The sequence below is a fragment of the Rossellomorea sp. H136 genome (assembly GCF_056838065.1).
In genome coordinates, this window is the sequence record NZ_CM166371.1 from 3,934,338 (window position 1) to 3,959,735 (window position 25,398).

13 protein-coding genes, 21 tRNA genes, 2 rRNA genes and 1 pseudogene are annotated in these 25,398 nt (G+C 43.9%); 2 read left to right on the forward strand and 35 right to left on the reverse strand.

Going from position 1 to position 25,398, the window contains the following annotated elements; translation table 11 throughout:
• Window positions 1–158: 158 nt before the first annotated feature.
• The 6 genes from menC to ACYH0O_RS20070 form a co-directional block, all read right to left on the reverse strand.
• A complete protein-coding gene (menC, locus tag ACYH0O_RS20045) occupies window positions 159–1,265 on the reverse strand; it encodes an o-succinylbenzoate synthase (protein WP_482632623.1) in 1,107 nt (368 codons plus the stop codon).
• Complete coding sequence (locus ACYH0O_RS20050) at window positions 1,255–2,745, reverse strand: o-succinylbenzoate--CoA ligase (RefSeq protein ID WP_482630068.1); 1,491 nt, start codon at window positions 2,743–2,745, stop codon at window positions 1,255–1,257. The genes menC and ACYH0O_RS20050 overlap by 11 nt, the downstream gene beginning before the upstream one ends.
• Before the next feature lie 94 nt (window positions 2,746–2,839).
• Window positions 2,840–3,658, reverse strand: a complete 819-nt coding sequence (gene menB / locus ACYH0O_RS20055; RefSeq protein WP_044340358.1) for a 1,4-dihydroxy-2-naphthoyl-CoA synthase — start codon at window positions 3,656–3,658, stop codon at window positions 2,840–2,842.
• 15 nt (window positions 3,659–3,673) lie between these two features.
• Window positions 3,674–4,483 carry a 2-succinyl-6-hydroxy-2,4-cyclohexadiene-1-carboxylate synthase gene (menH, locus tag ACYH0O_RS20060; protein WP_482630069.1) on the reverse strand — a complete coding sequence of 270 codons (810 nt, stop codon included), beginning with the start codon at window positions 4,481–4,483 and terminating at the stop codon, window positions 3,674–3,676.
• Complete coding sequence (gene menD / locus ACYH0O_RS20065; protein WP_482630070.1) at window positions 4,480–6,222, reverse strand: 2-succinyl-5-enolpyruvyl-6-hydroxy-3-cyclohexene-1-carboxylic-acid synthase; 1,743 nt, start codon at window positions 6,220–6,222, stop codon at window positions 4,480–4,482. The genes menH and menD overlap by 4 nt, the downstream gene beginning before the upstream one ends.
• Window positions 6,215–7,624, reverse strand: coding sequence for an isochorismate synthase (locus ACYH0O_RS20070; RefSeq protein WP_482630071.1), 1,410 nt, complete (start codon window positions 7,622–7,624; stop codon window positions 6,215–6,217). The genes menD and ACYH0O_RS20070 overlap by 8 nt, the downstream gene beginning before the upstream one ends.
• A 302-nt stretch (window positions 7,625–7,926) precedes the next feature.
• Between ACYH0O_RS20070 and ACYH0O_RS20075 the strand changes: the two genes are divergently transcribed.
• Both ACYH0O_RS20075 and ACYH0O_RS20080 read left to right on the forward strand, forming a co-directional pair.
• Window positions 7,927–8,850: a 1,4-dihydroxy-2-naphthoate polyprenyltransferase gene (locus ACYH0O_RS20075; RefSeq protein ID WP_482632624.1), complete on the forward strand. Its 924-nt coding sequence runs from the start codon at window positions 7,927–7,929 to the stop codon at window positions 8,848–8,850.
• Window positions 8,851–9,579: 729 nt separating this feature from the next.
• Complete coding sequence (locus ACYH0O_RS20080; protein WP_482632625.1) at window positions 9,580–10,341, forward strand: TraR/DksA C4-type zinc finger protein; 762 nt, start codon at window positions 9,580–9,582, stop codon at window positions 10,339–10,341.
• A 38-nt stretch (window positions 10,342–10,379) separates the two neighbouring features.
• Here ACYH0O_RS20080 and ACYH0O_RS20085 read toward each other — a convergent pair whose 3' ends face one another.
• The 29 genes and pseudogenes from ACYH0O_RS20085 to ACYH0O_RS20225 form a co-directional block, all read right to left on the reverse strand.
• A complete protein-coding gene (locus ACYH0O_RS20085; RefSeq protein WP_482630072.1) occupies window positions 10,380–12,785 on the reverse strand; it encodes a glycogen/starch/alpha-glucan phosphorylase in 2,406 nt (801 codons plus the stop codon).
• On the reverse strand, window positions 12,775–14,220 hold the full coding sequence (glgA, locus tag ACYH0O_RS20090) for a glycogen synthase GlgA (RefSeq protein ID WP_482630073.1): 1,446 nt from the start codon (window positions 14,218–14,220) through the stop codon (window positions 12,775–12,777). The genes ACYH0O_RS20085 and glgA overlap by 11 nt, the downstream gene beginning before the upstream one ends.
• Entirely contained in the window at window positions 14,217–15,245 is a 1,029-nt protein-coding gene (locus ACYH0O_RS20095; RefSeq protein ID WP_482630074.1) for a GlgC family sugar phosphate nucleotidyltransferase, read from the reverse strand. The genes glgA and ACYH0O_RS20095 overlap by 4 nt, the downstream gene beginning before the upstream one ends.
• Window positions 15,246–15,285: 40 nt before the next feature.
• On the reverse strand, window positions 15,286–16,443 hold the full coding sequence (locus ACYH0O_RS20100) for a glucose-1-phosphate adenylyltransferase (protein ID WP_482630075.1): 1,158 nt from the start codon (window positions 16,441–16,443) through the stop codon (window positions 15,286–15,288).
• Window positions 16,444–16,459: 16 nt separating this feature from the next.
• Window positions 16,460–18,397: a 1,4-alpha-glucan branching enzyme gene (gene glgB / locus ACYH0O_RS20105; RefSeq protein WP_482630076.1), complete on the reverse strand. Its 1,938-nt coding sequence runs from the start codon at window positions 18,395–18,397 to the stop codon at window positions 16,460–16,462.
• A gap of 534 nt (window positions 18,398–18,931) precedes the next feature.
• Window positions 18,932–19,215: pseudogene (locus ACYH0O_RS20110) on the reverse strand (transposase); the annotation flags it as partial.
• A 362-nt stretch (window positions 19,216–19,577) separates the two neighbouring features.
• Window positions 19,578–19,649: transfer RNA gene (locus tag ACYH0O_RS20115), tRNA-Glu, on the reverse strand.
• Between the two features lie 6 nt (window positions 19,650–19,655).
• A tRNA-Ser gene (locus ACYH0O_RS20120) sits at window positions 19,656–19,746 on the reverse strand.
• Between the two features lie 7 nt (window positions 19,747–19,753).
• A tRNA-Asn gene (locus tag ACYH0O_RS20125) sits at window positions 19,754–19,828 on the reverse strand.
• Between the two features lie 9 nt (window positions 19,829–19,837).
• Window positions 19,838–19,914 (reverse strand) — tRNA-Ile (locus tag ACYH0O_RS20130).
• Window positions 19,915–19,929: 15 nt separating this feature from the next.
• Window positions 19,930–20,003: transfer RNA gene (locus tag ACYH0O_RS20135), tRNA-Gly, on the reverse strand.
• 20 nt (window positions 20,004–20,023) lie between these two features.
• A tRNA-His gene (locus tag ACYH0O_RS20140) sits at window positions 20,024–20,099 on the reverse strand.
• A gap of 22 nt (window positions 20,100–20,121) precedes the next feature.
• Window positions 20,122–20,197: transfer RNA gene (locus tag ACYH0O_RS20145), tRNA-Phe, on the reverse strand.
• Between the two features lie 51 nt (window positions 20,198–20,248).
• Window positions 20,249–20,325, reverse strand: a tRNA-Asp gene (locus ACYH0O_RS20150).
• Between the two features lie 79 nt (window positions 20,326–20,404).
• Window positions 20,405–20,478, reverse strand: a tRNA-Met gene (locus ACYH0O_RS20155).
• A gap of 36 nt (window positions 20,479–20,514) precedes the next feature.
• Window positions 20,515–20,607 (reverse strand) — tRNA-Ser (locus tag ACYH0O_RS20160).
• 16 nt (window positions 20,608–20,623) lie between these two features.
• A tRNA-Ile gene (locus ACYH0O_RS20165) sits at window positions 20,624–20,700 on the reverse strand.
• Between the two features lie 4 nt (window positions 20,701–20,704).
• Window positions 20,705–20,781 (reverse strand) — tRNA-Met (locus ACYH0O_RS20170).
• Window positions 20,782–20,862: 81 nt separating this feature from the next.
• Window positions 20,863–20,938, reverse strand: a tRNA-Ala gene (locus tag ACYH0O_RS20175).
• A 6-nt stretch (window positions 20,939–20,944) separates the two neighbouring features.
• Window positions 20,945–21,021: transfer RNA gene (locus ACYH0O_RS20180), tRNA-Pro, on the reverse strand.
• Between the two features lie 6 nt (window positions 21,022–21,027).
• Window positions 21,028–21,104, reverse strand: a tRNA-Arg gene (locus tag ACYH0O_RS20185).
• A 69-nt stretch (window positions 21,105–21,173) separates the two neighbouring features.
• Window positions 21,174–21,262 (reverse strand) — tRNA-Leu (locus tag ACYH0O_RS20190).
• 9 nt (window positions 21,263–21,271) lie between these two features.
• Window positions 21,272–21,346, reverse strand: a tRNA-Gly gene (locus ACYH0O_RS20195).
• 8 nt (window positions 21,347–21,354) lie between these two features.
• Window positions 21,355–21,439: transfer RNA gene (locus ACYH0O_RS20200), tRNA-Leu, on the reverse strand.
• A 41-nt stretch (window positions 21,440–21,480) separates the two neighbouring features.
• Window positions 21,481–21,556, reverse strand: a tRNA-Lys gene (locus ACYH0O_RS20205).
• A gap of 29 nt (window positions 21,557–21,585) precedes the next feature.
• Window positions 21,586–21,661, reverse strand: a tRNA-Thr gene (locus ACYH0O_RS20210).
• A gap of 115 nt (window positions 21,662–21,776) precedes the next feature.
• Window positions 21,777–21,852 (reverse strand) — tRNA-Val (locus ACYH0O_RS20215).
• Between the two features lie 10 nt (window positions 21,853–21,862).
• Window positions 21,863–21,979: ribosomal RNA gene (gene rrf, locus ACYH0O_RS20220) — 5S ribosomal RNA — on the reverse strand.
• A 298-nt stretch (window positions 21,980–22,277) separates the two neighbouring features.
• Window positions 22,278–25,213: ribosomal RNA gene (locus ACYH0O_RS20225) — 23S ribosomal RNA — on the reverse strand.
• Between the last annotated feature and the right edge of the window lie 185 nt (window positions 25,214–25,398).

Consider the following 25,398-nt stretch of genomic DNA (forward strand, 5'->3'; position numbering starts at 1 on the left):
GTAAAAAGTAAAGATAACCATGGTTGCACCGCACCGCAACTACTGGTTGCCCCCTTTAAATAAAGTTACAATAATCATTAAATTGAACAAATAAGCAGGCCCTCGGACGGAACCTGCTTATTTGTTCGTTCGATTAATATTTTTTTGATTGGGGGTAATTACTGGTTAAACATTTCTTTACCGATTGTCACACTACTTAACCGTTTTCTATTCAACTCCACACCTATCCCAGGACCATCCAAACGATCCACAACACCATTTTTCACGACGATAGGAGAAGTAATGATATCTTCTTCCCAATATTTCGAGGAGGAAGAAATATCCCCGGGAATCGAGAATCCCTCGAGAGTGGCAAGAGTCAGATTATGTGCCCGGGAAACCCCAAACTCGATCATGCCTCCGCACCATACTTTGATGTGATTCTCCTGGCATAACCGGTAGATTTCCAAAGCGCTTGTGTAACCCCCGACTCTGCCAAGCTTGATATTGACCACTCCGCAGCTATTTAAATAGATAGCGCTCTTCATATCATGAGGGGTTACGATGCTTTCATCCAAACAAATCGGAGTCGACAACTCTTTTTGCAAAAGAGAGTGTTCCACTAAATCGTCAACTCCCAAAGGCTGTTCGATCATCTCCAGCCCAAACTCATCCAGTGCTTGAAGCCCGATTTTGTCTTCAAGGGAATAAGCTGAGTTCGCATCTGCCAGAAGAGAAAGCGAAGGAAAATGGTCACGCAATTCTTTTACAATCTCCACATCCGCTCCAGGAGAGATTTTCAGCTTTATGCGTTGATACCCTTCTTCCACTAGTTCGCCTGCCTGCTTGATCATTTCGTTCAAGGAGTTGGCACCTACGACTGCCCCTGCAAGAATTTCAGAACGCGTCCCCCCTATCATCTCCGAGAGAGGAACGTTATGCTGTCTGGCATAGAGATCCCATAAAGCCATTTCAAGTGCAGCCTTCGCCATAGCATTTCCCCTTACAGCTTTGAATCTTTTTCCGATTTCTTTAGGGTGTTTAAACGGGTTACTGTTCATTAAAGGAATTAATACATCTTTGAGCATATGATAGGATGTTTTCACGGTTTCTTCTGTATACCACGGTGTGGAAAAAGCAACCCCTTCTCCCAATCCAATCAATCCGTCGGCATCTTGAACCTCAACAATGATCCCTTCCCGTTTTTCAACGGTTTGCAGATGGGTCACAAACGGCTTTTTCAATGGCATCGATATGATGTGAAGCGTAATGGATTTAATCTTCATCGACATACAGTCCTTTTTCCCACTGATCTCTGAGCACTCTTCTCAGCAGTTTGTTCGAGGCATTTCGTGGTAACTCATCTACAAAGATTATTTTTTTCGGCTGTTTATATGATGCCAGATTATCGCTGCAGTAATTTAAGATCTCTTCACTTGGAAGACGCTCTTTCTTAACGATAAACGCACAGGGAATTTGCCCCCATGTGTCATTTGGAATTCCAACCACCCCGGCATCCACTACCCCGTCACAGCCTAACAGCACACTTTCAATTTCCGCAGGATACACATTTTCTCCCCCCGAAATGATGAGGTCTGATCGCCGGTCCAATACAAATAAGAATCCCTCTTCATCTACATAACCGATATCCCCTGTATGGAACCAGTCATCTTTAAAACTTTTCGCATTGGCTTCCTCTCTTCGGTAATAACCGTTCGTTACATTCGGGCCTTTCACCAGAATTTCACCCTCTTGATTTGCTTTAGCTTCTCCCTTTTCATTCTTGATTCTTAATTCGGAAGGAAAGAGTGGTTTTCCCGCTGAACCAAGCTTCGTCATACTGTATTCAGGTGATAACGTCACGATTTGAGAAGCCGTTTCCGTCATTCCATATGTCTGAAATACGGGCACTCCTTTTTCCTTACAAGCCTGAAGTAATGGAAGTGGTGCAGGTCCGCCACCTAACAGCATACAGCGGAAATCCGGATGATACATTCTGTGGCCCATGTCATTCAACAACCGCTGAAGCATATTGCTTACAACCGACATGATCGTGACCCTTCCACTTTCAAGCTCCTGATTAATCCCTTTCACATCAAAAGTTTCAAACAGTCGTACCTTCATTCCATAAATCAAACTTCTCATAAGGATCGAATATCCGCTTATATGAAAGAGAGGAACCGAGCAAAGCCAGGCATCATTTTCACTTATTCCGAGATTCAAAGAAGATCCAATGGCACTCCACCAATGGTTACCATACGATTGAAGAACTCCTTTGGGGGCTCCGGTCGTTCCTGATGTGTACATAACCGAGCAAGCTTGGTCTAACTGAAAATAATCCTTTACTTTAAAGCTTGTTCGGGCTGTTTGCAGCAACTGAGAGAATGGGATTCCATCAACGTCTTCCCCTAGAAAAGACAGCTTCCCTTCAAACTCATCGTCATAAATGACCGTCGATAACTCCATGTCCTGTACTTGAAAAGATAATTCATTCGAACTCAGTTTGTTGTTTAATAGTACAGTCGTGAATCCAAGTTGTTGAATAGCATGAATGACCAACACAGATTCCACTTTATTTTTAATCATGAGTCCCACAAAAGGATGTGCAGAAGATTTCACTATGGTATGAAGCTGCTCACCGATATGAATTGATTTTTCCCAGAGCTCTCCGAAGGTATATTCCACATCACCATTACTTATAGCCATCCGATCAGGGGTTAAAAACGCTCTTTGTTTTAGCCAGTTAGGCAGTTGCTGTGTAGTCATCCTCTCATTCTCCATTCCTTTCTTGTTTATGCTCTTTATAGCCTTTATAAAAAAAGCCTGACGAATCCGCAAAGATTCATCAGGCCACCTTAGATCAAGGGAAACGAGGGAATTGTCCAAAGTCCGGTTTACGCTTTTCTTTAAATGCGTCGCGGCCTTCCTTGGCTTCTTCCGTTGTGTAGTATAGAAGTGTAGCGTCTCCTGCAAGTTGTTGCAGTCCCGCTAATCCATCTGTATCTGCGTTGAATGAAGCTTTTAAGAAACGAAGGGCAGTCGGACTTTTTTCAAGCATTTCTGATGCCCACTGAACCGTTTCCGCTTCAAGCTGCTCATATGGAACGACTGTATTGACAAGACCCATTTCAAGCGCTTCTTGTGCGTTATACTGACGGCACAGGTACCAGATTTCTTTTGCTTTCTTGTGACCGACGATGCGTGCAAGATATCCTGCACCGTATCCTGCGTCGAAGCTTCCTACCTTAGGACCAGTTTGTCCGAAGATTGCATTGTCAGCAGCAATCGTAATATCACATACGACGTGAAGAACATGTCCTCCTCCGATGGCATAACCTGCTACCATTGCGATGACCGGCTTAGGTATCACTCTGATCAGACGCTGTAAGTCCAGTACATTCAGTCGCGGAATTTCATCTTCCCCGACGTATCCGCCATGTCCTCGTACTCTTTGGTCTCCCCCTGAACAGAATGCCTTTTCTCCAGCACCTGTTAAAACGATGACACCGACTTTGGAATCGTCACGTGCATAAGCAAATGCATCGATTAATTCCATTACAGTTTTAGGACGAAAAGCGTTGCGAACTTCTGGTCGATTGATCGTGATTTTTGCGATTCCATTATATGTTTCGTACAAAATATCTTCGTAGTTTCTTTCTGAAACCCATTCAAAAGCCATTGGTTTGTTCCTCCTTTATGTAGTTAACAGTAGATCCTCTATTATTGTACCAAACTTTCGCGGTTCTTCCACATGAATTGCATGACCTGTGTTATAAATTGTCATGATTTGAAAGTCTGGATTGAGTTTTTTCATTTCTTCCGCAATATAAACAAACTTTTGATCCAGCTCACCTACAAGTAAATGGACTGGAAGAGAGAGCTCACCCAGCTTGTCCCACCATGAGGCTTGAGCCCCTGTCCCCATTCCTTTTAAGCTATTGGATAAGCCTAAAGGAGACTGAGCAAGGCGCTGCTTACGAATCTTGGCACGCTCATCTTCAGTAAGTCTTTTTTGAGAAGCAAACAAAGGGATTTCCTCCCAAAAGTCGACAAAGGCTTCCATTCCTTCTCTCATGATCCTGTCGGCTAACGCATGGTCTTTTTTCCGCCGTTCCACTCTTTCTTCACTCGTTTTCAACCCGGGAGAAGCACTTTCAAGAATCAAACTCTTCACTTTTTGAGGATACATCATAGTGAAGTGAAGGGCCGTCCGACCTCCCATGGAATAGCCGATCAAGATCGCCTGGTCTACTTCAAGTACAGACAAAATGGAATCAAGATCATTTGATACATGATCCATTGTATATCTTGATGGGTCTTCAGGGGATTCTGTTCGGCCATGACCAATCAAATCAATGCTTATGCACCTATACGCAGTAGATAACTGATCGGTGATTTTTGACCATGTCGTCGTATCCCCGGTAAAACCATGAAGAAAAACCAAAGGCTCTCCTTCTCCTTTAACTTCTACGAAATAGCGAATATCATTCACCTGAAGAATCAATGATTTTCACCCTTATACTTCTTCATCATTTCCCGGGAAACAAAATTCCACAAATTACGATGATTTGCCACATTTTCTTCACGGTTCGTCATCACTTCAATGATTTTCAAGCCATTTCTGTGCTGTGCTTCCGTTACAGCAAGTGCAAATTCTTCTTCTGATTCCACTCGGAAATAACCGGTTTCGTAAAGCTTGGCAGCATGGGAAAAATCCAGATCCATCGGCGTGCCGAACAGATCTTCAAAGTATTCACCTTCACTCGCTTGCGGAAGGTAGGAAAAGATTCCCCCACCATTATTATTAAGGACCACTATGGTCAGATTCAGCTTATATTTTTTCCCAACGAGGAGGCCGTTTAAATCGTGGAAGAAAGCAAGATCACCTATTAATAGATACATGGAATCTGAGCAGGTGCTCATCCCAAGTGCTGTCGACACCACGCCGTCAATTCCGTTCGCTCCCCGATTGGCATAGATACCGATTGAGCGATCATTACTAAAGAAAAACGTATCGATGTCCCGTATCGGCATGCTGTTGCTGACAAATACATTCGACTTTTCTGGCAAGTGTTGAATAAGTTCACTTACTGCCATCCCTTCATCCCACGTCTGATGACCTTTAAGAAGCAGTTCCTTTGTGGAATGATTCACATTCTTCCAGTGATAGATCCATTCATTAGAACCATCACGACTCGCTTCATTGATCATGCTTTGACAGAATAGGCCCTCATCACAATAGATGTATTCCGTCCCTTTCGATATGGGATCCTGCCACTCTTCACCCGGACTCACGATCCAGTATGGGATTCCTGAAAGATTTTTTAGAAACAACGTGAGAGGTTTTGAAACAGGCATGGCTCCGAAACGAATCACGATTTCAGGATGCAGGCTCTCCTTTACTTCATCAATCTTCAGGAACGTATCATAGGTATCGATAATATGTGCCTTTGAATGAGAACCGCTCCTCATTTGGGAGAGGGGGTCAGCTGCGATTGGAAAACCGAATTGCTCGCTAAATTCAACGATGGAGTTGATCGAATCATGATTGAGGCCCGGCCCGCAAATTATCAAACCTCTCTCTTTAGTTCGGAGTATCCCTTGAAGCTCTTGAGAGACAGCGGGAGACAGGGTCCTTTCTCCGTGAAGAACCCTTTTTACTTTTGAACCTGTTGAATAAGAAACGTTCTTTAAATCAGGAATTAACGGTTCTCTAAATGGAAAGTTAAAGTGAACGGGTCCTTTCGGTTCTCCTAATGAAAGTCCTATTCCTCTGGATGCTGAAGATCTTGCATATTCAAGCATGGACGGACTATTTTCCGGCAGTGCCATATCCACTGTCCATTTCACATGTTTTCCATATAGATTCAGCTGATCAATTGCTTGCGGGGCACCTACCTCACGCAGCTCATGGGGACGATCAGCCGTCAGCACGATCAATGGCACTTTCGCGTAGCGTGCTTCAATAATCGCTGGATAATAATTGGCTGCTGCCGTTCCGGATGTACAGAGGATGGTGACCGGCTTTTTCTTTGCTTTCGCAATGCCTAGAGCAAAGAAAGCAGCAGAACGTTCATCTACATTAATGTACGTTTTCACTTCAGGATGATGGGCGAATAACAAAGCCAAAGGAGTAGAACGAGAGCCAGGGCTAATGACTACTTCATCTACTCCATTTCCAACCAATTCTTCAATAAATGCCACTAAATAATGAGTTAACTTCTGCTGATGTTCATCAATCATGTACGTTTCCCCCTAATGCTCTTAGCATCGGTCGAAATTTCATTTGTGTTTCTTTAAATTCACTTTCAGGTTCGGAATCTGCCACAATTCCACACCCTGCATATAAATAGGCCTTGTCTCCCTGAAGGAGACCTGAGCGAAGGGCAACGGCATACTCACCATTTCCATAGCCATCGATCCAGCCTACGGGACCTGCATATAATCCCCGATCCATCTCTTCCTCTTCCCTGATTACGTGCAATGCTTTATCCCTCGGAACTCCACCTAATGCAGGAGTCGGGTGTAATTTCCCCACCAATTCCAAAAGGGATGTATGTTCAGATGCCTGTCCAGTGACAGGAGTATATAAATGCTGAATGTCTTTCAGCTTCATCAATTGAGGCGATGTTGGAATCGTCAACGACTCACAATAAGGTGCAAGAGCGTCATGGATGCTATCAACAACAAGCTGATGCTCGTAACGGTTCTTCTCATCCTGAAGGAGCTCCGTTCCCAGTTTCTCATCGTTTTCCAACGTATCCCCTCGTGCGATGGATCCTGCTAAACAGGTGGAAAGAACATCATCTCCTGTTTTCTTGACAAGTCGTTCAGGTGTGGCTCCAATAAAACAGCTTTCTTCCCTTTCAAAACTGAAAACAAAGCTATCCGGCTGCTGCTTCCACAAATTATCCAATACAAAGTCAGATGACACTTGCGTATTAAACGCCACTTCACATTTTCTGGCAAGCACTACCTTATCCATCTCACCCTGTTTTAAACGATTCACCACATTTTGAACAGAATCCTTCCATTCTTGAGGCTTCATATCCCTGTTTTGCAGCCATCGGGGCTGTTCAGGTATAATTGGCATCCCCGCGTTTTCAAGTAGCTCTTCTTTGATCCTGAAAAGGTCATGGAATAAACTTTCTTCCGAATCTTCCGGATGGCAAATGAAATTCATCGTTAAATAATTGGTTTTCCCCGGCTTTGTCAGCATAAACATTGGTAATTGAAACGTACCGTTCGAGAATTGCTCCCACTCTTCTCCGATATCATTAAGCGGATCAAAGCTAAAGCCCCCAAATAACAAAGGTCCTGTGCCTGTCCATTCTTCCCCGGTCACAATCACTGAATCTTCAATTAAGCGCTTCCACTCTTTCTCAACCGTAAAAAATCGGTCATTTATATCATTTGCAGACATGATATGAGCTGCTCCAAGCCCTACCAGCGAGATGGTATGATCACGGTCCTTCCATAAAAAACGCTCTCCGATAAAAGAGCTTCCACCATAATAAAAAGAAAGAGGATCCACTGCATCTACTTCCTCCACTATGCTGAGAAGGACGGGGTGTTGTATTTGTTTAGCCTTCATTTTGGCTGTATCATATGCTTTTTCAATTTTGGTTTTATGAATGGTAACCAATTGAATTCCCCCAAACAAAATCACGTACGATATTCAAACTTATTTTAAGATACACCTGTCTTTAAGGTGTGTCAACGAAGTTTAAGACATGATACAATTTTTATCCTTATTATATATAATAAACCCTTTTTCCCCTTTTGAGAAACCAAAAGCGTTGTAAAAGTACTCAATTACTGGAAAATAGCACCTTCACGGATTTTGAGAAAATGATTGACAGTCCTCTTCCCTTTACCTACACTTTAATCTGTAAAGGAATTGTAATGTTTTCTGAAAATTCCTTATTGCGTAAGGGAGAGAGTATGATGGAACAACAAGCATCCAATGTTTTGGAATCAGATAAAGGGTGGAAAATCTGGTGGCAACTTACAAGGCCACACACTCTAACAGCAGCATTTGTACCTGTTTTACTAGGCACTGTTCTTGCACTGCAATTTTCTACGGTAAGCGTATCATTATTTGCCGCCATGCTTATTGCATGTTTGCTTATCCAGGCTGCTACCAATATGTTCAACGAGTATTATGACTATAAGCGAGGCCTGGATACAGAGCATTCTGTCGGTATCGGGGGAGCAATTGTCCGGAACGGAGTCAAACCCTCCACGGTCATAAACCTCGCCTTTTCACTGTACGGAATTGCACTTTTATTAGGAATTTATATATGTCTTTATAGCACATGGTGGCTGGCACTCATAGGTATAGTGTGCATGGCTGCGGGGTACTTTTATACTGGAGGACCTATGCCAATTGCTTACACGCCTTTTGGAGAAATCGTCGCAGGATTCTTTATGGGACTTGTGATCATTCTCATATCGTTTTACATTCAAACTGGTTATATCAATGGCGACAGCATCCTATTATCCGTTCCAGTATCCATTTTAGTCGGCGCCATACTTCTGGCTAATAACATCCGCGACCTGGACGGGGATAAAGAAAACGGTCGAAAAACCATCGCCATTCTTTTAGGAAGAAAAGGAGCCATTATCCTTTTGGGCGGCATGTTTGTCGTATCCTATGGCTGGATAATCGGGCTGGTCCTTGCTGGCGTTTCATCACCTTGGCTATTCGTTGCCTTTCTTAGCATCCCGAAAGCCATCAAGGCCACGACAGGATTCATCGGAAAATCACAGCCGATCGAAATGATGCCCGCTATGAAAGCCACCGCACAAACGAACACCATCTTTGGATTCCTGCTATCCATTGGACTATTACTTGCATATATGCTTTAAAAAACGTGAGTCGCCCCTCTATTTGGGGTCGACTCTTTTTTATTGGTGTTTTAAATAAGGTTTATGTAAGTACCCTGGATGATCCCACTGGCCGTGCATTGTTGTAAATGAAATTCATTAAGAGTATAAATATTACTACGTAGCAAAAAAGATAATTTACCAATATGGTTATTGGTTGTTACCATTTTCCCATCAGTTTAGCTACCGTTCTAAAATCTACTTCTTTTTTCGGTGACTAATTACTGATTTATCTTGAGCTTACATAATGTGTTTGATTAGTGCTCAATTCTAAAGTTTGTTTCAGGAAACATACTGGCTACAATAGGAGCTTTTTTGTGTTTGCCTATCCATAAGCAGGCAAGTCAGAATCTAGAAGCACAGAGTGGATTGCAGCGGAAGGCACTTGACTCCGGCGGGAAATAGAGGAAAGGTCGAGACCCCGCAGGGCAAAGCCCGAGGAGGCTCGACTTCCTCCCCGCGGAAAGCAAGTGCCTGGAGCGGAAAGGAACGGTCCATATTTTACCACTACCACTCATACAAAAGGTGAATAAACTATTATGGAAGTAATACATAGCAAGTTGGTGAACCACAAGTGGAAGGGAATCCTGTAGAGGCAATCAACCACTACTCTCTTTTGGTAAAATAGCATTGTGTTTTTTTATGTTTTAACATCCCCACTTTCGGATAAAGTATGGTTAGTACATTATTTAAGCGAACATAATGAAGGATGTGAAGAAATTGCTAACAAACAGCCAAAAACAGAGACTAAAACAAGAATTGGTTCAACAGGAAAAACAGTTACAAGAACATTTACATCAGGATTTAGATAATCTTCACCATACAAATGAACGTGATAACTCAGGCGAACTCTCCCTTTACGATAATCATCCTGCCGACATGGGAACCGAGTTATATGAACGTGAGAAGGATTTCGCCATAGATGATCACGCCAAACTGGAACTAAATAAAATTCACAACGCCCTGCAGGCGATCGAACAAGGAACTTATGGACAATGTAAAGAGTGTGGTCAGGAAATTCCTTATGAACGTTTGGAAGTCATTCCAACGACACTTTATTGTAAAGATCATTCACCGGAACAATCGACACCTCAGGATAGACCCGTAGAGGAAGATGTGCTGCAGCCGCCTGTTGATAATGAATTCAGGCACGAAACAGACGGAAATGTCCGGGATGATCAAGACAGCTTTCAGGAAGTAGGCCGTTTCGGTACATCCGAAACCCCTTCTGACTTCGAAGGTGATTATGAAGATTATTCGGGATTGTATCAGGATGAAGACACATCAGAAGGATTTACCGAGGATTTCGAGTCCTTTGTCGGAACCGACATGAAAGGCTCCAACCGCAAGGCATATCCTTCGAAAACCCATGAAGAATACGAGGATATGCTGGATGAAAACAATATGGAATCCACAATAGGTGATATTCCGTATAAAGATGGCGACAGTTATATTTCAGATAAGAAGAAATAATTTAAAAAGCTTGGGGAAACTTTTCCCCAAGCTTTTTTCTACTTTATTAAACTGCCCTGTGCGATGCCCCATATGTCCTTCGCATACTGCTCAATCGTCCGGTCACTCGAGAAGTAGCCGGAGTTAGCGATATTCTGCAAGCACATTCGTGACCAATGCTCTTTATTTTCATACGCTTTTCCTGCTTGTTCTTGAGCCCTGACATAGGAGTCGAAATCCTTCAGAACAAAGAATTGATCGTTCTCGGTTAATAAAGAGTCATAAATAGTTTCAAAATGGTCACCAGCATCAGGAAGTGTATCGTCAATCAATTGATTCAACACCCTCTTAATGCGGGTATCATAGTGAAAATACTCCATTGCATAATATCCACCGTGATGCTGATATTTCATCACTTCATTCGCCGTTAAACCAAATATAAAAATATTCTCTTTTCCTACTTGCTCAAGAATCTCAATATTCGCCCCGTCCAATGTTCCAATGGTCAAGGCTCCGTTCATCATGAATTTCATATTTCCAGTACCGGAGGCTTCCTTGCTGGCTGTAGATATCTGTTCTGACAGATCAGCTGCTGGAATGATTTCTTCAGCTAATGAAACCCGGTAATTTTCCAGGAATATGACTTTAATCCGCCCTTTTACAAGCGGGTGGTCATTCACCAGATCCGCTACAGAATGAATCAACTTAATGATTTTCTTCGCATAATAGTAACCCGGGGATGCTTTTGCTCCAAAAATAAACGTTCGCGGATGAAAATCAAAGCTTGGATCTTCCACACAGCGATTATATAGGTGAAGAATGTGTAAAACATTCATCAACTGTCGTTTATACGCATGTAGCCGCTTCACTTGAATGTCAAATATCGAAGTAGGATCCACTTTAATTCCATTACTTTCAAATATTCGATCTGCGAGCTTCTGTTTATTTTCCTGTTTTACATCATACAGGTCCTTAAGAAACGCCGTATCATGATGATACTTTTTCAAGTCCGCTAACTTACTGGGATCTTTAATCCACCCATCCCCGATGGAAGAAGATATCAGATTCGACAGGGACGGGTTGCTATTCAGCAGCCATCTTCTATGTGTAATGCCATTTGTCTTACTATTAAATTTATCAGGATAATATTGATAGAATAAGTTCATTTCTCTTAGCTTTAAGATTTCAGTATGAATCTTTGCCACTCCATTCACACTAAAGCTTCCTACGATCGCCAGATGAGCCATTTTCACTTCATCGTGGGAGATTATCGCCATATCCTCTATCCGCTTCCAATCACCGGGATACTCCTTCCACAGCTCCTGACAGAATCGCTCATTGATTTCATTCACGATCATATGGATGCGGGGGAGCAGGGGTTGGAAAATACGGATCGGCCATCTTTCCAATGCTTCTGATAGAGTCGTGTGATTCGTATAGGCAAATGTATTCGTAGTGATTTTCCACGCTTCTTCCCATTCAAAGTAATATTCATCAAGAAGGACCCTCATTAGTTCTGGTATCGCGAGGACTGGATGAGTATCATTGATATGGATTGATATATTCTCATGCAGTTCCTTCAGGTCCCCATTTCTATAAAGATAGGAATCAAGAATCGAACGGATGCTCGCTGATACCAGGAAATATTGCTGTTTAAGACGCAGGATTTTCCCTTCTTCATGGGTATCGTCAGGATAAAGAAATTCGGTGATCGCTTCAGTATCACGCTTATACTTCATCATATCTTTACCGGCTTTATAGGCAGCAGGTTCAGCACTCCATAATCGTAGAGTATTGACCGTCGACGTTTCATATCCCACAATAGGCATATCATAAGGAACGGCCGCTACTACTTCTGCATCCACATGGCGAAACTTCAATACATCATTTTCTGTATAGGACTCCACCTTACCCCAGAAAGGAACTTCGACGGTAAGATCTGACTTTCGAACTTCCCATACATGTCCATGACGCAGCCACTGCTCCGGAAGCTCCATCTGAAAACCGTTGACAATCTTTTGTTCAAACAATCCATGCTTGTAGCGGATCCCATAGCCATGACCAGGTAAATTAAGGGAAGCCAGTGAGTCCAGGAAACATGCAGCCAAGCGACCCAGACCACCGTTTCCGAGTCCCGCATCGTGCTCAACCTCTTCCATTTCAGCAAGGTCTATTCCCAGGTCCTTCAATCCCTTATCCACAATATCGTAGATTCCTAAATTCATCAGGTTCTGGCGAAGCAGGCGTCCCAGGAGAAATTCAATCGACAAGTAATACACCTGCTTTTGTTTACTGAACCGGTACTGCTCATTCGTATGAATCCAGTTCATCGAGATGTATTCCCGTATAAGATGACCCAATGTAAAAAACTGATCCTGACTGGTGGATTCAGGAAACGTCTTTCCATACATCATTTCAAGCTTCTTCAGAAACATTTCTTTAAATTCAATTGGATCAGAAAACATGGCTTTCACTCCTTGATACCAGGTCAGCATATAGTTGATTATACTTAAAGGCCGATTGGGCCCAACTATAATCTTTATTCATTGCAGTTCGTACAATATGATTCCATGTTTCCGGATCTTCGTAGAAATACGATAGAGCTCTGCGATAAGTGTAGAGCATATCGTGAGCATTAAAGTTCTTAAACGAAAAACCGTTCCCTGTCTTCGTTTCTTCATTATAGGATTCAACTGTATCGTTCAATCCACCGGTCTCCCGGACAAGTGGAAGGGCTCCATATCTCATGGCAATTAATTGACCCAGTCCACACGGCTCGAACTTAGAAGGCATCAGGAATAAATCACTGGCAGAATAGATCTGTTTTGCCAGTTCCTCATTAAATCCGATTTGCACTCTGACCTTATCCGGATACGTCCATTCCATCTCCCTGAAGAACTGTTCAAACTCCCAATCCCCTGTTCCCAACAGAACAAACTGAACATTTTCCTGGATCATTTCATGAAAGACGCCCCTGACCAGCTCAAGGCCCTTTTGGTTCGTTAACCTTGAAATGATGGATACAAGAGGGATACCTTCATTCTCCTCCAGTCCCAGGCTTTTTTGCAGATGGCGCTTTGCCTGCTTCTTTCCATGAAGGTTACCGCTGAAATAAGGAAACTCTCCCTCATCAGGATTGTACACTTCATCATCGATCCCATTCAGGATACCCAATAATTGGTTATACCGTTGACCAAGGATGTTATGAAGCTTTTCTCCATAATAAGGCGTGAGGATTTCCTCTTTATATGTAGGACTCACAGTTGTGACAAAATCCGAAGAAATGAGCGCACCTTTCATGAAATTGATGTTTCCATAAAACTCTAGGTATTCATGATGAAAATACCTCTCGGGGATGTCTAACAAGTCAGTCACCACCTGTTTAGGGTAAATTCCCTGAAATTGAAGATTATGAATCGTGAACACGCTACGGATAAATGAATAGCCAGGTCTCTCCTGATACTCGCTTCTCAATAAGAACGGAACCATGCCAGTGTGCCAGTCATGACAATGAATCACATCTGGATAAAAATCAAGAACAGCGATACTTTCCAATACGGCTCTTGTAAAGTACGCGAATCGCTCCCCATCATCAAAATAACCGTATAGACGATCACGATTAAAATAATATTCATTGTCGATAAAATAATACGTTACTCCATTTTCATTGTACTCTTCAATACCACAATACTGATTTCGCCAACCGACTGACACGAAAAACTCTTTCTTTCGTTTCATCTTTGAACGAAACTCATGAGGGATTCCACCGTATTTAGGCAGAATTACCCTGACATCCGTCCCTAAACTTCTTAACTCCTTAGGCAGGGCTCCTGCAACGTCCGCTAAGCCTCCAGATTTAATAAAAGGGACACACTCGGATACTACAAATAACACTTTCACGAATTCATCAGCGCTCCTTGAATCATCCCTTTGCGAATGACTATTGGGTTGTTTGGATCTCCGATAAGCTTTACTCCATCCTCAATTTTCACATCTTTATCTAAGATCACATTCTCTAGTACACAGTTATCTCCAATTTGGCTCTTCTGCATAATGATGCTGCCCGAAATCGTTGTGTTTTTTCCAACCTTGACCGCTCTGAACATCGTAGAATTCTTCACTTGGCCTTCAATGAAGCATCCATTGGCGATGATGCTATTTTTCACACTTGCAGCTGATGTATAGCGTGTAGGCGGCTCATCCTTCACCTTTGTATAGATCGGCATATCTTTCTTGAACAGCTCTTTCCAATAAGATAAGTTCATTAGCTTCATGCTGGCATCATAGTATTCTTCAATGCAATCAATCGTTTGAACAAATCCATCATGCTCATAGCCGCACACCTTAAAGCCGCTATCCATGTCCTCTACGACATCCTGCATACATGTATAGCCTGTTTCACGTCGTTTCTGGATCAAATCAATGAGCGTATTCGTTTTTACCAAGTACATGTCTAAAGAGTTTCCGTTATGACGCATTTCCGTTATATCACAGCCGATTCTTATATGGCGCTCCAGGACCGGTTGGTAGTCAATATTACATAACGTAAAGCAATTGCTGATCAACGCGTATTCCTGTGTACTTCGATTAAAATAGTCCAGGTGATGTGCGAAGTGATTAAATGCCCCCACACCCTCTTCACTTGCTTCCAAGCCTGGTGCCGGGAAGAAGAACAAGCCATCACGCTTTCGGTTCAGATCCCAGTTCTTCCCCGATCCAAGATGGTCCATAAGGGAACGGTATTGAAACTTAGGGAAGATCGCAACGGAACCAATATCTGAATTCACCATATTGGAGAGTACAAAGTCGATCAAACGGTATCTGCCCGCAATCGGAAGGGCTGCTAATGAACGATGTAACAGTAAATCCTCTAACGAATCATAGTAACTAGTAGCATCAATAACTCCAAGCATAGTATTTTTCAAAACACTTCCTCCTCTTATGTTGTAATGTGGTCCTCAACCTTTACACTTTTTCTTGTTCCAGTAGTGTTTCAATGAATGATTCCGTTACCAAAATGATTTCATCCGATTCTTCTTCGGGCATGATGCATAGACCGCTCGGCACCTTGACATTCGACGGTACGATCGCCTGCTCGATATAGGCATTTTCCCCAATGACAGCATCCGGCATAATGACTGAGCGACTGACATACGCTCCCTTTTTCACTGTGGTTCCTTGGAACAGGACGGATTTGCGGATGGTACCCTCAATCGTACATCCTTCGTTCACAAGAGATCCCTCAACAGAGGCTTCTTCAGAAATATATTGAGGCGGCTCATTTGGATTTACCGAATACACTCTCCAGTCGTAATCGAACAGATTCAGCTCATTTTCCTCATCAATCAAGTCCATATTGGCTTCCCATAGGCTCTTAACCGTCCCGACATCTTTCCAGTACCCTTTAAACGGATAAGCCATCAGCTTTTTCTTCTCATCAAGCAGCAAAGGGATAACATCCTTCCCGAAGTCATGGCTGGAATCGGGATTTCGCTCATCCATCTCCAAGTAATCTTTAAGCACTGAATAGTTGAAGATATAGATACCCATCGAAGCTAGATTACTCTTAGGAAAAGCCGGTTTTTCCTCAAACTCCGTGATTCTCATTTCTTCATTCGTGTTCATAAGACCGAACCTGCTTGCCTCATCCCAGCCTACTTCAACCACAGAAATCGAGACATCCGCTTTCTTCTCAATGTGATAATCCAGCATTTTGCTGTAATCCATCTTGTAAATGTGATCTCCCGATAGAATCAATACATATTCAGGATCATATTGCTCAAGATAATTCATATTTTGATAGATTGCACTGGCCGTTCCCGTATACCAGCGCATCTCAGATGATTCCGCATAAGGCGGCAGTACGGTCACTCCACCATTTTTACGATCAAGATCCCATGCACTTCCAATCCCGATATAAGAATTCAGCACTAATGGTTGGTACTGAGTAAGGACACCTACCGTATCAATCCCGGAGTTTGTACAATTGCTCAATGTGAAATCAATGATACGGTATTTCCCTCCAAACGGTACGGCTGGTTTTGCCAGGCTCTTCGTCAATGAGCTTAACCGGCTCCCTTTTCCACCTGCTAATAACATCGCTACACATCTACCTTTTCCCATCCTTCTCTCTCCCCTTTCAATCTATTGGTTTTAAATAAACGGCTGCGTATGGTGGAATCGTCATTTCCACATATCCATCTCTTCCGTGGTACGACTCATTGTGCACAATAAGAGGCAACGGATTCACCTGATGAGAACCACCAAATCGTTCATCATCGCTATTCCAAATTTCTTCATAAGAAGAAACCTTATTTACACCCACCTTATAATGATGATACACATGAGGGCTGAAATTACAGATCACTACAAGATGATCCCCCTTCTCTTTCCCATTTCTGATAAAAGAGAAAATCTGCTGCTCTCTATTATCCACATCCACCCATTCAAATCCTTCTGAACGGTGATCCATTTGGAATAATGGTTCAGCACCTTTATATAAATGCATTAGCTCTTTAAAATATGAATTGAATTTGTGATGAAAATCGTAATCCAATAAATGCCAATCTAATTGCTCTAAATCCTTCCACTCTGAAAACGGGGCAAGTTCACTCCCCATAAACAGAAGCTTCTTCCCTGGATGAGCCATCATATAGCTCAGGAGCAGCCGGTATTGAGCAAATTTCTGCCAGTAATCACCAGGCATTTTATTCAATAATGACTTCTTCCCATGTACCACCTCGTCATGGGAAAATGGAAGCACATAATTCTCTGAATACGCATATAACAATGAAAATGTTATAAGAGAATGTACATGCCTTCTTTCAGACGTATCTGTTTCCATATATTTAAGGACGTCATTCATCCATCCCATATTCCACTTGTAATTAAAGCCAAGTCCTCCATAATGAACAGGGGACGTCACCTGAGGCCAGTCTGTAGAATCTTCTGCTATCATCAAAATAGAAGAGTCATACTCAAAAACGGCCTTATTCAAGTTTTTTAAAAACTGTAAGGCTCCCTCATTAGGAGCGAGCTCTCCCTGGTTTGCCCAGTAAATAATATTGGCCACTGCATCAATCCGGAAACCATCAATATGATACAGATCCATCCAGAAACGTGCATTCGAAATCAGGAAGCTTCTCACTTCCCCTTTACCTAAATCAAAATTTGCCGTTCCCCACGTATAATTCTCACGGTCACGTTCCTCTCCATACTCATAAGCAAACGAACCATCAAATTCATATAACCCGTGGGCATCTTTACAAAAATGACCCGGGACCCAATCCAGAATCACGCCGATATTATGTAAATGACATTCATTCACGAACGCCATCAATTCATGAGGTGAGCCGTAGCGACTAGTCGGAGAATAATAACCAGTACCCTGATACCCCCATGAACGATCAAACGGATGCTCCGTGATAGGAAGCAACTCAATATGTGTAAATCCTTGTTCTTTCACATGAGGAATTAATTGCTGAGCTAATTCCTTATAAGAAAGAAACTTACCCGCTTTCTTCTTCCATGTGCCCAAATGCACTTCATAAATCGCCATAGGCTTGTCATAGACCGTCGAACTGGCTCGATTCTCCAGCCACTTCTCATCCTCCCAAGAAAATCCCTGCAGCTCATACACCACGCTTGCAGTATTTGGACGCTTCTCAGAAGCAAAACCGTATGGATCCGCCTTCAGCTTCTTTAAACCTGATAGAGTGATAATCTCGTACTTATACGTTTCTCCCGATAGGTCCTCATCAATGCGAATTGTCCATAAACCTTCGTTATTCCGCCGTGCAAGTTCATACCCGGCTCCATTCCAATGATTAAAAGATCCAACTACTGAAACATGTCTTGCTTTCGGTGCCCAAACGCAAAATTCTGTATAGGTCCCAGTGGAATCTCTTCTCACATGTGAACCCATAAACTGATAGGCCTGCTGCAAATTTCCCTCATGAAACAAAAAAACATCATAATCTGATATGGTCATTGCGTTCATCATCTCACCTACATTTTTCAATCTACTTACTACATTTCTTTGAACTTCATCAAAATCCTCTTTATTATCGTCGCTCAATTACGACAATTTCCTACATGCTTATGATAAAATGGTTCACTTTTGGAAAGTCTTACTAAATGGTAAGGTTTACATTGGAAGAACATAGGGGAAACGTGTTGAATTCATAGCGGAATTTGTCGAAAGTTTTTAAATTAAAAAAAGTGAAATTTGCTGTAAATGCAGAAGGATTCCGTTATTATGTATCGCTATTGGCTGGTTGTGAGGAGCATGGCGATGTCGAATTGAGGAGTAATTAGGAATGGATGATAAATATGCAAGCTGAATGCTTAGGGTGAATGAACTTTTTCTAATGAATCATAACGGGTAGCTGTGGAGAAATCATGCATAGTGTAATCTTTGTAGGCGGTTGGGGTAGTGAATACCTGGAGAAGATTAATGGAGAGATTAAGAGGTGATTGCTGCTTTTTACTCTTCAATGACAACTGAATGAATGTTTACTCAAATCCTCACATATTGTATTGAAAAATTGAGATGAAAAGTATAGTGCTGAAGTTGATAATAAACAAGGGAATGTTGAAAGTATAATGATGAATGTCGATAATATATCCCTCGTATCCTACTTCTCACACCATCAAGTACCCAATATTTATAGCGAACAAAGTGGAAGCGATCGGCCACAATGATGGGCTTACCCAGAGCTTGTTGTACAGCTGGCTTAAACGATTGGCTCATATCCATTACGACCACCTCCACTTGAGAACCATATCTTCTTAGGTAGTGTTTAATGGTGTTTTTATTACAATTGGGAAGGATATCGATCGGTTCTCTGGTAATCCCATCCCGATAATGAGCTGTTATTTCCCTTCTTTTGTATCCAGTAATCATGAACTTTCATTGTGCTGGTCGCACATTCTGGACATATGTGTGACTTAAGAGGAAGCTCTATATGTAAACAAAGTCGCACATCCACTTCTTCCATCTTCGTGATGTTTACTTCTTCAAAACCAGGCAACAATATGGTAGAATTCATTATGCACGAATCTCCAATCTTTACTTGTTTCTCGACAATTCAAGTATAAAAGGCTGGGCGATTACGTGCATTTATTGTATCTTCTAATTGTGTAAGAACCCCAACAAATATTATAGAACCGTTTTTATTCTATTTTTAATAAAATGACCACCATTTCTACTTTGTACAACAAAAAAAGACTATCAAAAATGATAGTCTTTTTTCAGATGACCCATACGGGATTCGAACCCGTGTTACCGCCGTGAAAGGGCGGTGTCTTAACCGCTTGACCAATGGGCCATAATATGGCGGAGAAGGAGGGATTTGAACCCTCGCGCCGGTTGCCCGACCTACACCCTTAGCAGGGGCGCCTCTTCAGCCACTTGAGTACTTCCCCGTATTATTGGCTCCGCAGGCAAGATTCGAACTTGCGACCGATCGGTTAACAGCCGATAGCTCTACCACTGAGCTACTGCGGAATAATGAAATGGTGGGCCTAAGTGGACTCGAACCACCGACCTCACGCTTATCAGGCGTGCGCTCTAACCAGCTGAGCTATAGGCCCATTAAGAGTAATAATTGGAGCGGGTGAAGGGAATCGAACCCTCATCATCAGCTTGGAAGGCTGAGGTTTTACCACTAAACTACACCCGCACAATTTATATAAGAAAATATGGGGCGACTGATGGGAATCGAACCCACGAATGCCTGAACCACAATCAGGTGCGTTAACCACTTCGCCACAATCGCCATAGTATCTTCAAATAGAAAATGGTGGCTCAGGACGGAATCGAACCGCCGACACATGGATTTTCAGTCCATTGCTCTACCAACTGAGCTACTGAGCCTTACTTAGAGTAAAATATTTAATTATGAACCATAATCTTATTAAAAGAAAATGGCGGTCCGGACGGGACTCGAACCCGCGACCTCCTGCGTGACAGGCAGGCATTCTAACCAACTGAACTACCGGACCAAAGTTTTTTGACGACAGTCAAAATAACTATCCATGCGTGACTTATGAAGGGAAATGCTACCCTAAGTCAACAATGGTATTGCGGGGACAGGATTTGAACCTGCGACCTTCGGGTTATGAGCCCGACGAGCTACCGAACTGCTCCACCCCGCGACGATATAAATATGAAATTTCCCATAAAAGGAAATATGGAGGAGGAAGGGGGATTCGAACCCCCGCGGGCTATGACACCCCTGTCGGTTTTCAAGACCGATCCCTTCAGCCGGACTTGGGTATTCCTCCGTATTGAAATGGAACTTGGTGGACCTTGTAGGACTCGAACCTACGACCGGACGGTTATGAGCCGTCTGCTCTAACCAACTGAGCTAAAGGTCCCTTTTGGTAGCGGCGGAGGGGATCGAACCCCCGACCTCACGGGTATGAACCGTACGCTCTAGCCAGCTGAGCTACACCGCCAAGATACATTTAATATCAAATTAATTGATAGATGGATTTCTCAAATATTACTTAAGTTTCTTTTGCTTTAACAAAAGAACTTGGTGGAGCCTAGCGGGATCGAACCGCTGACCTCCTGCGTGCAAAGCAGGCGCTCTCCCAGCTGAGCTAAGGCCCCAAGAAGTGGTCGGGAAGACAGGATTCGAACCTGCGACCCCTTGGTCCCAAACCAAGTGCTCTACCAAGCTGAGCTACTTCCCGATAATATGGCGCGCCCGAGAGGAGTCGAACCCCTAACCTTTTGATCCGTAGTCAAACGCTCTATCCAATTGAGCTACGGGCGCATAATTCTATTATTGCTCCTTATTTGCTGATGCAAATTAAGGAAGATTATTTTGCTCTCGCAAAAATCTTGGTGCCGAGGACCGGAATCGAACCGGTACGGTAGTCACCTACCGCAGGATTTTAAGTCCTGTGCGTCTGCCAGTTCCGCCACCCCGGCAAAGTCTTCTGGAGCGGAAGACGGGATTCGAACCCGCGACCCCCACCTTGGCAAGGTGGTGTTCTACCACTGAACTACTTCCGCAAAATGATTGGTGCGGGTGAAGGGACTTGAACCCCCACGCCTTGCGGCGCCAGATCCTAAGTCTGGTGCGTCTGCCAATTCCGCCACACCCGCATGATGTAAATGGTAAGATATTCTGCTTATGCAAAAATCTATGGTGAGCCATGAAGGACTCGAACCTTCGACCCTCTGATTAAAAGTCAGATGCTCTACCAACTGAGCTAATGGCTCATCTGAAAAGATGATATTTAAAACCGAAATGGTGCCGGCAAGAGGACTTGAACCCCCAACCTACTGATTACAAGTCAGTTGCTCTACCAGTTGAGCTACACCGGCATATTCACTTTCATATGAAGTCTTAATGGAAAGTTACTTCACAGAAGCAGTTCAAGGAAAGATATTTTGCTGGCGCAAAATAAAATGAAGTTTATTTTACTTTCGTAAAAAAACTTGGTGGAGGATGACGGGATCGAACCGCCGACCCTCTGCTTGTAAGGCAGATGCTCTCCCAGCTGAGCTAATCCTCCAAGATATAAAGCCTGGCGACGTCCTACTCTCACAGGGGGAGATCCCCCAACTACCATCGGCGCTGAAGAGCTTAACTTCCGTGTTCGGCATGGGAACGGGTGTGACCTCTTCGCCATTGTCACCAGACTATTTCTTGTCTCTTTTTTAAGGACAAGTACTATTATATCGCGTAGATATATTTTTTCAAGGCTTTTTTATATTTTCGTATAAAATTTATTCCCTGAAAACTAGATAAAGAATTGATGTCAAGAAAGCCGAATATCGACCAATTATTGCATCTACTTCTTCAAGTAGATAGCATTCCAGCTCCGGCGGCTAGAGACTCGAGGTCATTTCAGTTCAATCAGCTGAGGGTAAAAGGCACCCTCTTCTGATTGCTCAGAAATGCTTGTCGTCTCTGTTCAAGCCGCCTCCGCTTTATAGTGTGGTTAAGTCCTCGATCGATTAGTATCAGTCAACTCCACATGTCGCCATGCTTCCATCTCTGACCTATCTACCTAGTCATCTTCTAGGGATCTTACTCACATACGTGATGGGAAATCTCATCTCGAGGGGGGCTTCATGCTTAGATGCTTTCAGCACTTATCCCTTCCGCACATAGCTACCCAGCGATGCCTTTGGCAAGACAACTGGTACACCAGCGGTGCGTCCATCCCGGTCCTCTCGTACTAAGGACAGCTCCTCTCAAATTTCCTGCGCCCACGACGGATAGGGACCGAACTGTCTCACGACGTTCTGAACCCAGCTCGCGTACCGCTTTAATGGGCGAACAGCCCAACCCTTGGGACCGACTACAGCCCCAGGATGCGATGAGCCGACATCGAGGTGCCAAACCTCCCCGTCGATGTGGACTCTTGGGGGAGATAAGCCTGTTATCCCCGGGGTAGCTTTTATCCGTTGAGCGATGGCCCTTCCATGCGGAACCACCGGATCACTAAGCCCGACTTTCGTCCCTGCTCGACTTGTAGGTCTCGCAGTCAAGCTCCCTTGTGCCTTTACACTCTGCGAATGATTTCCAACCATTCTGAGGGAACCTTTGGGCGCCTCCGTTACTCTTTAGGAGGCGACCGCCCCAGTCAAACTGCCCACCTGACACTGTCTCCCACCCCGATAAGGGGCGCGGGTTAGAATTTCAATACAGCCAGGGTAGTATCCCACCGATGCCTCCACCGAAGCTGGCGCTCCGGCTTCCAAGGCTCCTACCTATCCTGTACAAGCTGTACCAAAATTCAATATCAGGCTACAGTAAAGCTCCACGGGGTCTTTCCGTCCTGTCGCGGGTAACCTGCATCTTCACAGGTACTATAATTTCACCGAGTCTCTCGTTGAGACAGTGCCCAGATCGTTACGCCTTTCGTGCGGGTCGGAACTTACCCGACAAGGAATTTCGCTACCTTAGGACCGTTATAGTTACGGCCGCCGTTTACTGGGGCTTCGATTCGCACCTTCGCTTGCGCTAAGCACTCCTCTTAACCTTCCAGCACCGGGCAGGCGTCAGCCCCTATACTTCGCCTTACGGCTTCGCAGAGACCTGTGTTTTTGCTAAACAGTCGCCTGGGCCTATTCACTGCGGCTCTCTCGGGCTTGCACCCTACCAGAGCACCCCTTCTCCCGAAGTTACGGGGTCATTTTGCCGAGTTCCTTAACGAGAGTTCTCTCGCTCACCTTAGGATTCTCTCCTCGCCTACCTGTGTCGGTTTGCGGTACGGGCACCTTTTTCCTCGCTAGAGGCTTTTCTTGGCAGTGTGGAATCAGGAACTTCGCTACTATAATTCGCTCGCTATCACAGCTCAGCCTTCACGATGATGGGATTTGCCTCATCATCAGCCTAACTGCTTAGACGCACATATCCAGCAGTGCGCTTACCCTATCCTCCTGCGTCCCCCCATTGCTCAAACGGAAAAGAGGTGGTACAGGAATATCAACCTGTTGTCCATCGTCTACGCCTATCGGCCTCGACTTAGGTCCCGACTAACCCTGAGCGGACGAGCCTTCCTCAGGAAACCTTAGGCATTCGGTGGATGGGATTCTCACCCATCTTTCGCTACTCATACCGGCATTCTCACTTCTAAGCACTCCACCAGTCCTTACGGTCTAGCTTCGCAGTCCTTAGAACGCTCTCCTACCACTGACACCTAAAGGTGTCAATCCACAGCTTCGGTGATACGTTTAGCCCCGGTACATTTTCGGCGCAGAGTCACTCGACCAGTGAGCTATTACGCACTCTTTAAATGGTGGCTGCTTCTAAGCCAACATCCTGGTTGTCTAAGCAACTCCACATCCTTTTCCACTTAACGTATACTTTGGGACCTTAGCTGGTGGTCTGGGCTGTTTCCCTTTCGACTACGGATCTTATCACTCGCAGTCTGACTCCCATGGATAAGTCTTTGGCATTCGGAGTTTGTCTGAATTCGGTAACCCGATGAGGGCCCCTAGTCCAAACAGTGCTCTACCTCCAAGACTCTTACACATGAGGCTAGCCCTAAAGCTATTTCGGAGAGAACCAGCTATCTCCAAGTTCGATTGGAATTTCTCCGCTACCCACACCTCATCCCCGCACTTTTCAACGTGCGTGGGTTCGGACCTCCATTCAGTGTTACCTGAACTTCATCCTGGACATGGGTAGATCACCTGGTTTCGGGTCTACGACCACATACTCAATTCGCCCTATTCAGACTCGCTTTCGCTGCGGCTCCGTCTCATCGACTTAACCTTGCATGGGATCGTAACTCGCCGGTTCATTCTACAAAAGGCACGCCATCACCCGTTAACGGGCTCTGACTACTTGTAGGCACACGGTTTCAGGTTCTATTTCACTCCCCTTCCGGGGTGCTTTTCACCTTTCCCTCACGGTACTGGTTCACTATCGGTCACTAGGGAGTATTTAGCCTTGGGAGATGGTCCTCCCAGCTTCCGACGGGATTTCACGTGTCCCGCCGTACTCAGGATCCACTCAAGAGAGAATGAAGTTTCAACTACAGGGTTGTTACCTTCTTTGACGAGCCTTTCCAGACTTCTTCGTCTACTTCATTCCTTTGTAACTCCGTATAGAGTGTCCTACAACCCCAAGAGGCAAGCCTCTTGGTTTGGGCTACATCCCGTTTCGCTCGCCGCTACTCAGGGAATCGCAATTGCTTTCTCTTCCTCCAGGTACTTAGATGTTTCAGTTCCCTGGGTCTGCCTTCCATACTCTATGTATTCAAGTAAGGATATTGTTCCATTACGAACAATGGGTTCCCCCATTCGGAAATCTCTGGATCAAAGCTCACTTACAGCTCCCCAAAGCATATCGGTGTTAGTCCCGTCCTTCGTCGGCTCCTAGTGCCAAGGCATCCACCGTGCGCCCTTCATAACTTAACCGAATTGGTTGTTACATCAGGTTTAAAACCTAAAATGGCGATACTCGGTAATTTCTTGACTATCAATTTATCTTTATCTAGTTTTCAAAGAACAAACACATTTTGATCTCGTAAGAGACAAAAAGTTTTGATGGATGGTTATTTTGCTTTCGCAAAAAACCTTATTAAACCATCAAAACTGAACAA

What these genes read in the sequence shown, in the direction of transcription:
- menC (WP_482632623.1), bottom strand. Translation starts at nt 1,265, where the DNA reads ATGAAGATTAAATCCATTACGCTTCACATCATATCGATGCCATTGAAA.
- ACYH0O_RS20050 (WP_482630068.1), bottom strand. Translation starts at nt 2,745, where the DNA reads ATGACTACACAGCAACTGCCTAACTGGCTAAAACAAAGAGCGTTTTTA.
- menB (WP_044340358.1), bottom strand. Translation starts at nt 3,658, where the DNA reads ATGGCTTTTGAATGGGTTTCAGAAAGAAACTACGAAGATATTTTGTAC.
- menD (WP_482630070.1), bottom strand. Translation starts at nt 6,222, where the DNA reads ATGATTGATGAACATCAGCAGAAGTTAACTCATTATTTAGTGGCATTT.
- ACYH0O_RS20075 (WP_482632624.1), top strand. Translation starts at nt 7,927, where the DNA reads ATGGAACAACAAGCATCCAATGTTTTGGAATCAGATAAAGGGTGGAAA.
- ACYH0O_RS20085 (WP_482630072.1), bottom strand. Translation starts at nt 12,785, where the DNA reads ATGTTTTCTGATCCAATTGAATTTAAAGAAATGTTTCTGAAGAAGCTT.
- ACYH0O_RS20100 (WP_482630075.1), bottom strand. Translation starts at nt 16,443, where the DNA reads ATGGGAAAAGGTAGATGTGTAGCGATGTTATTAGCAGGTGGAAAAGGG.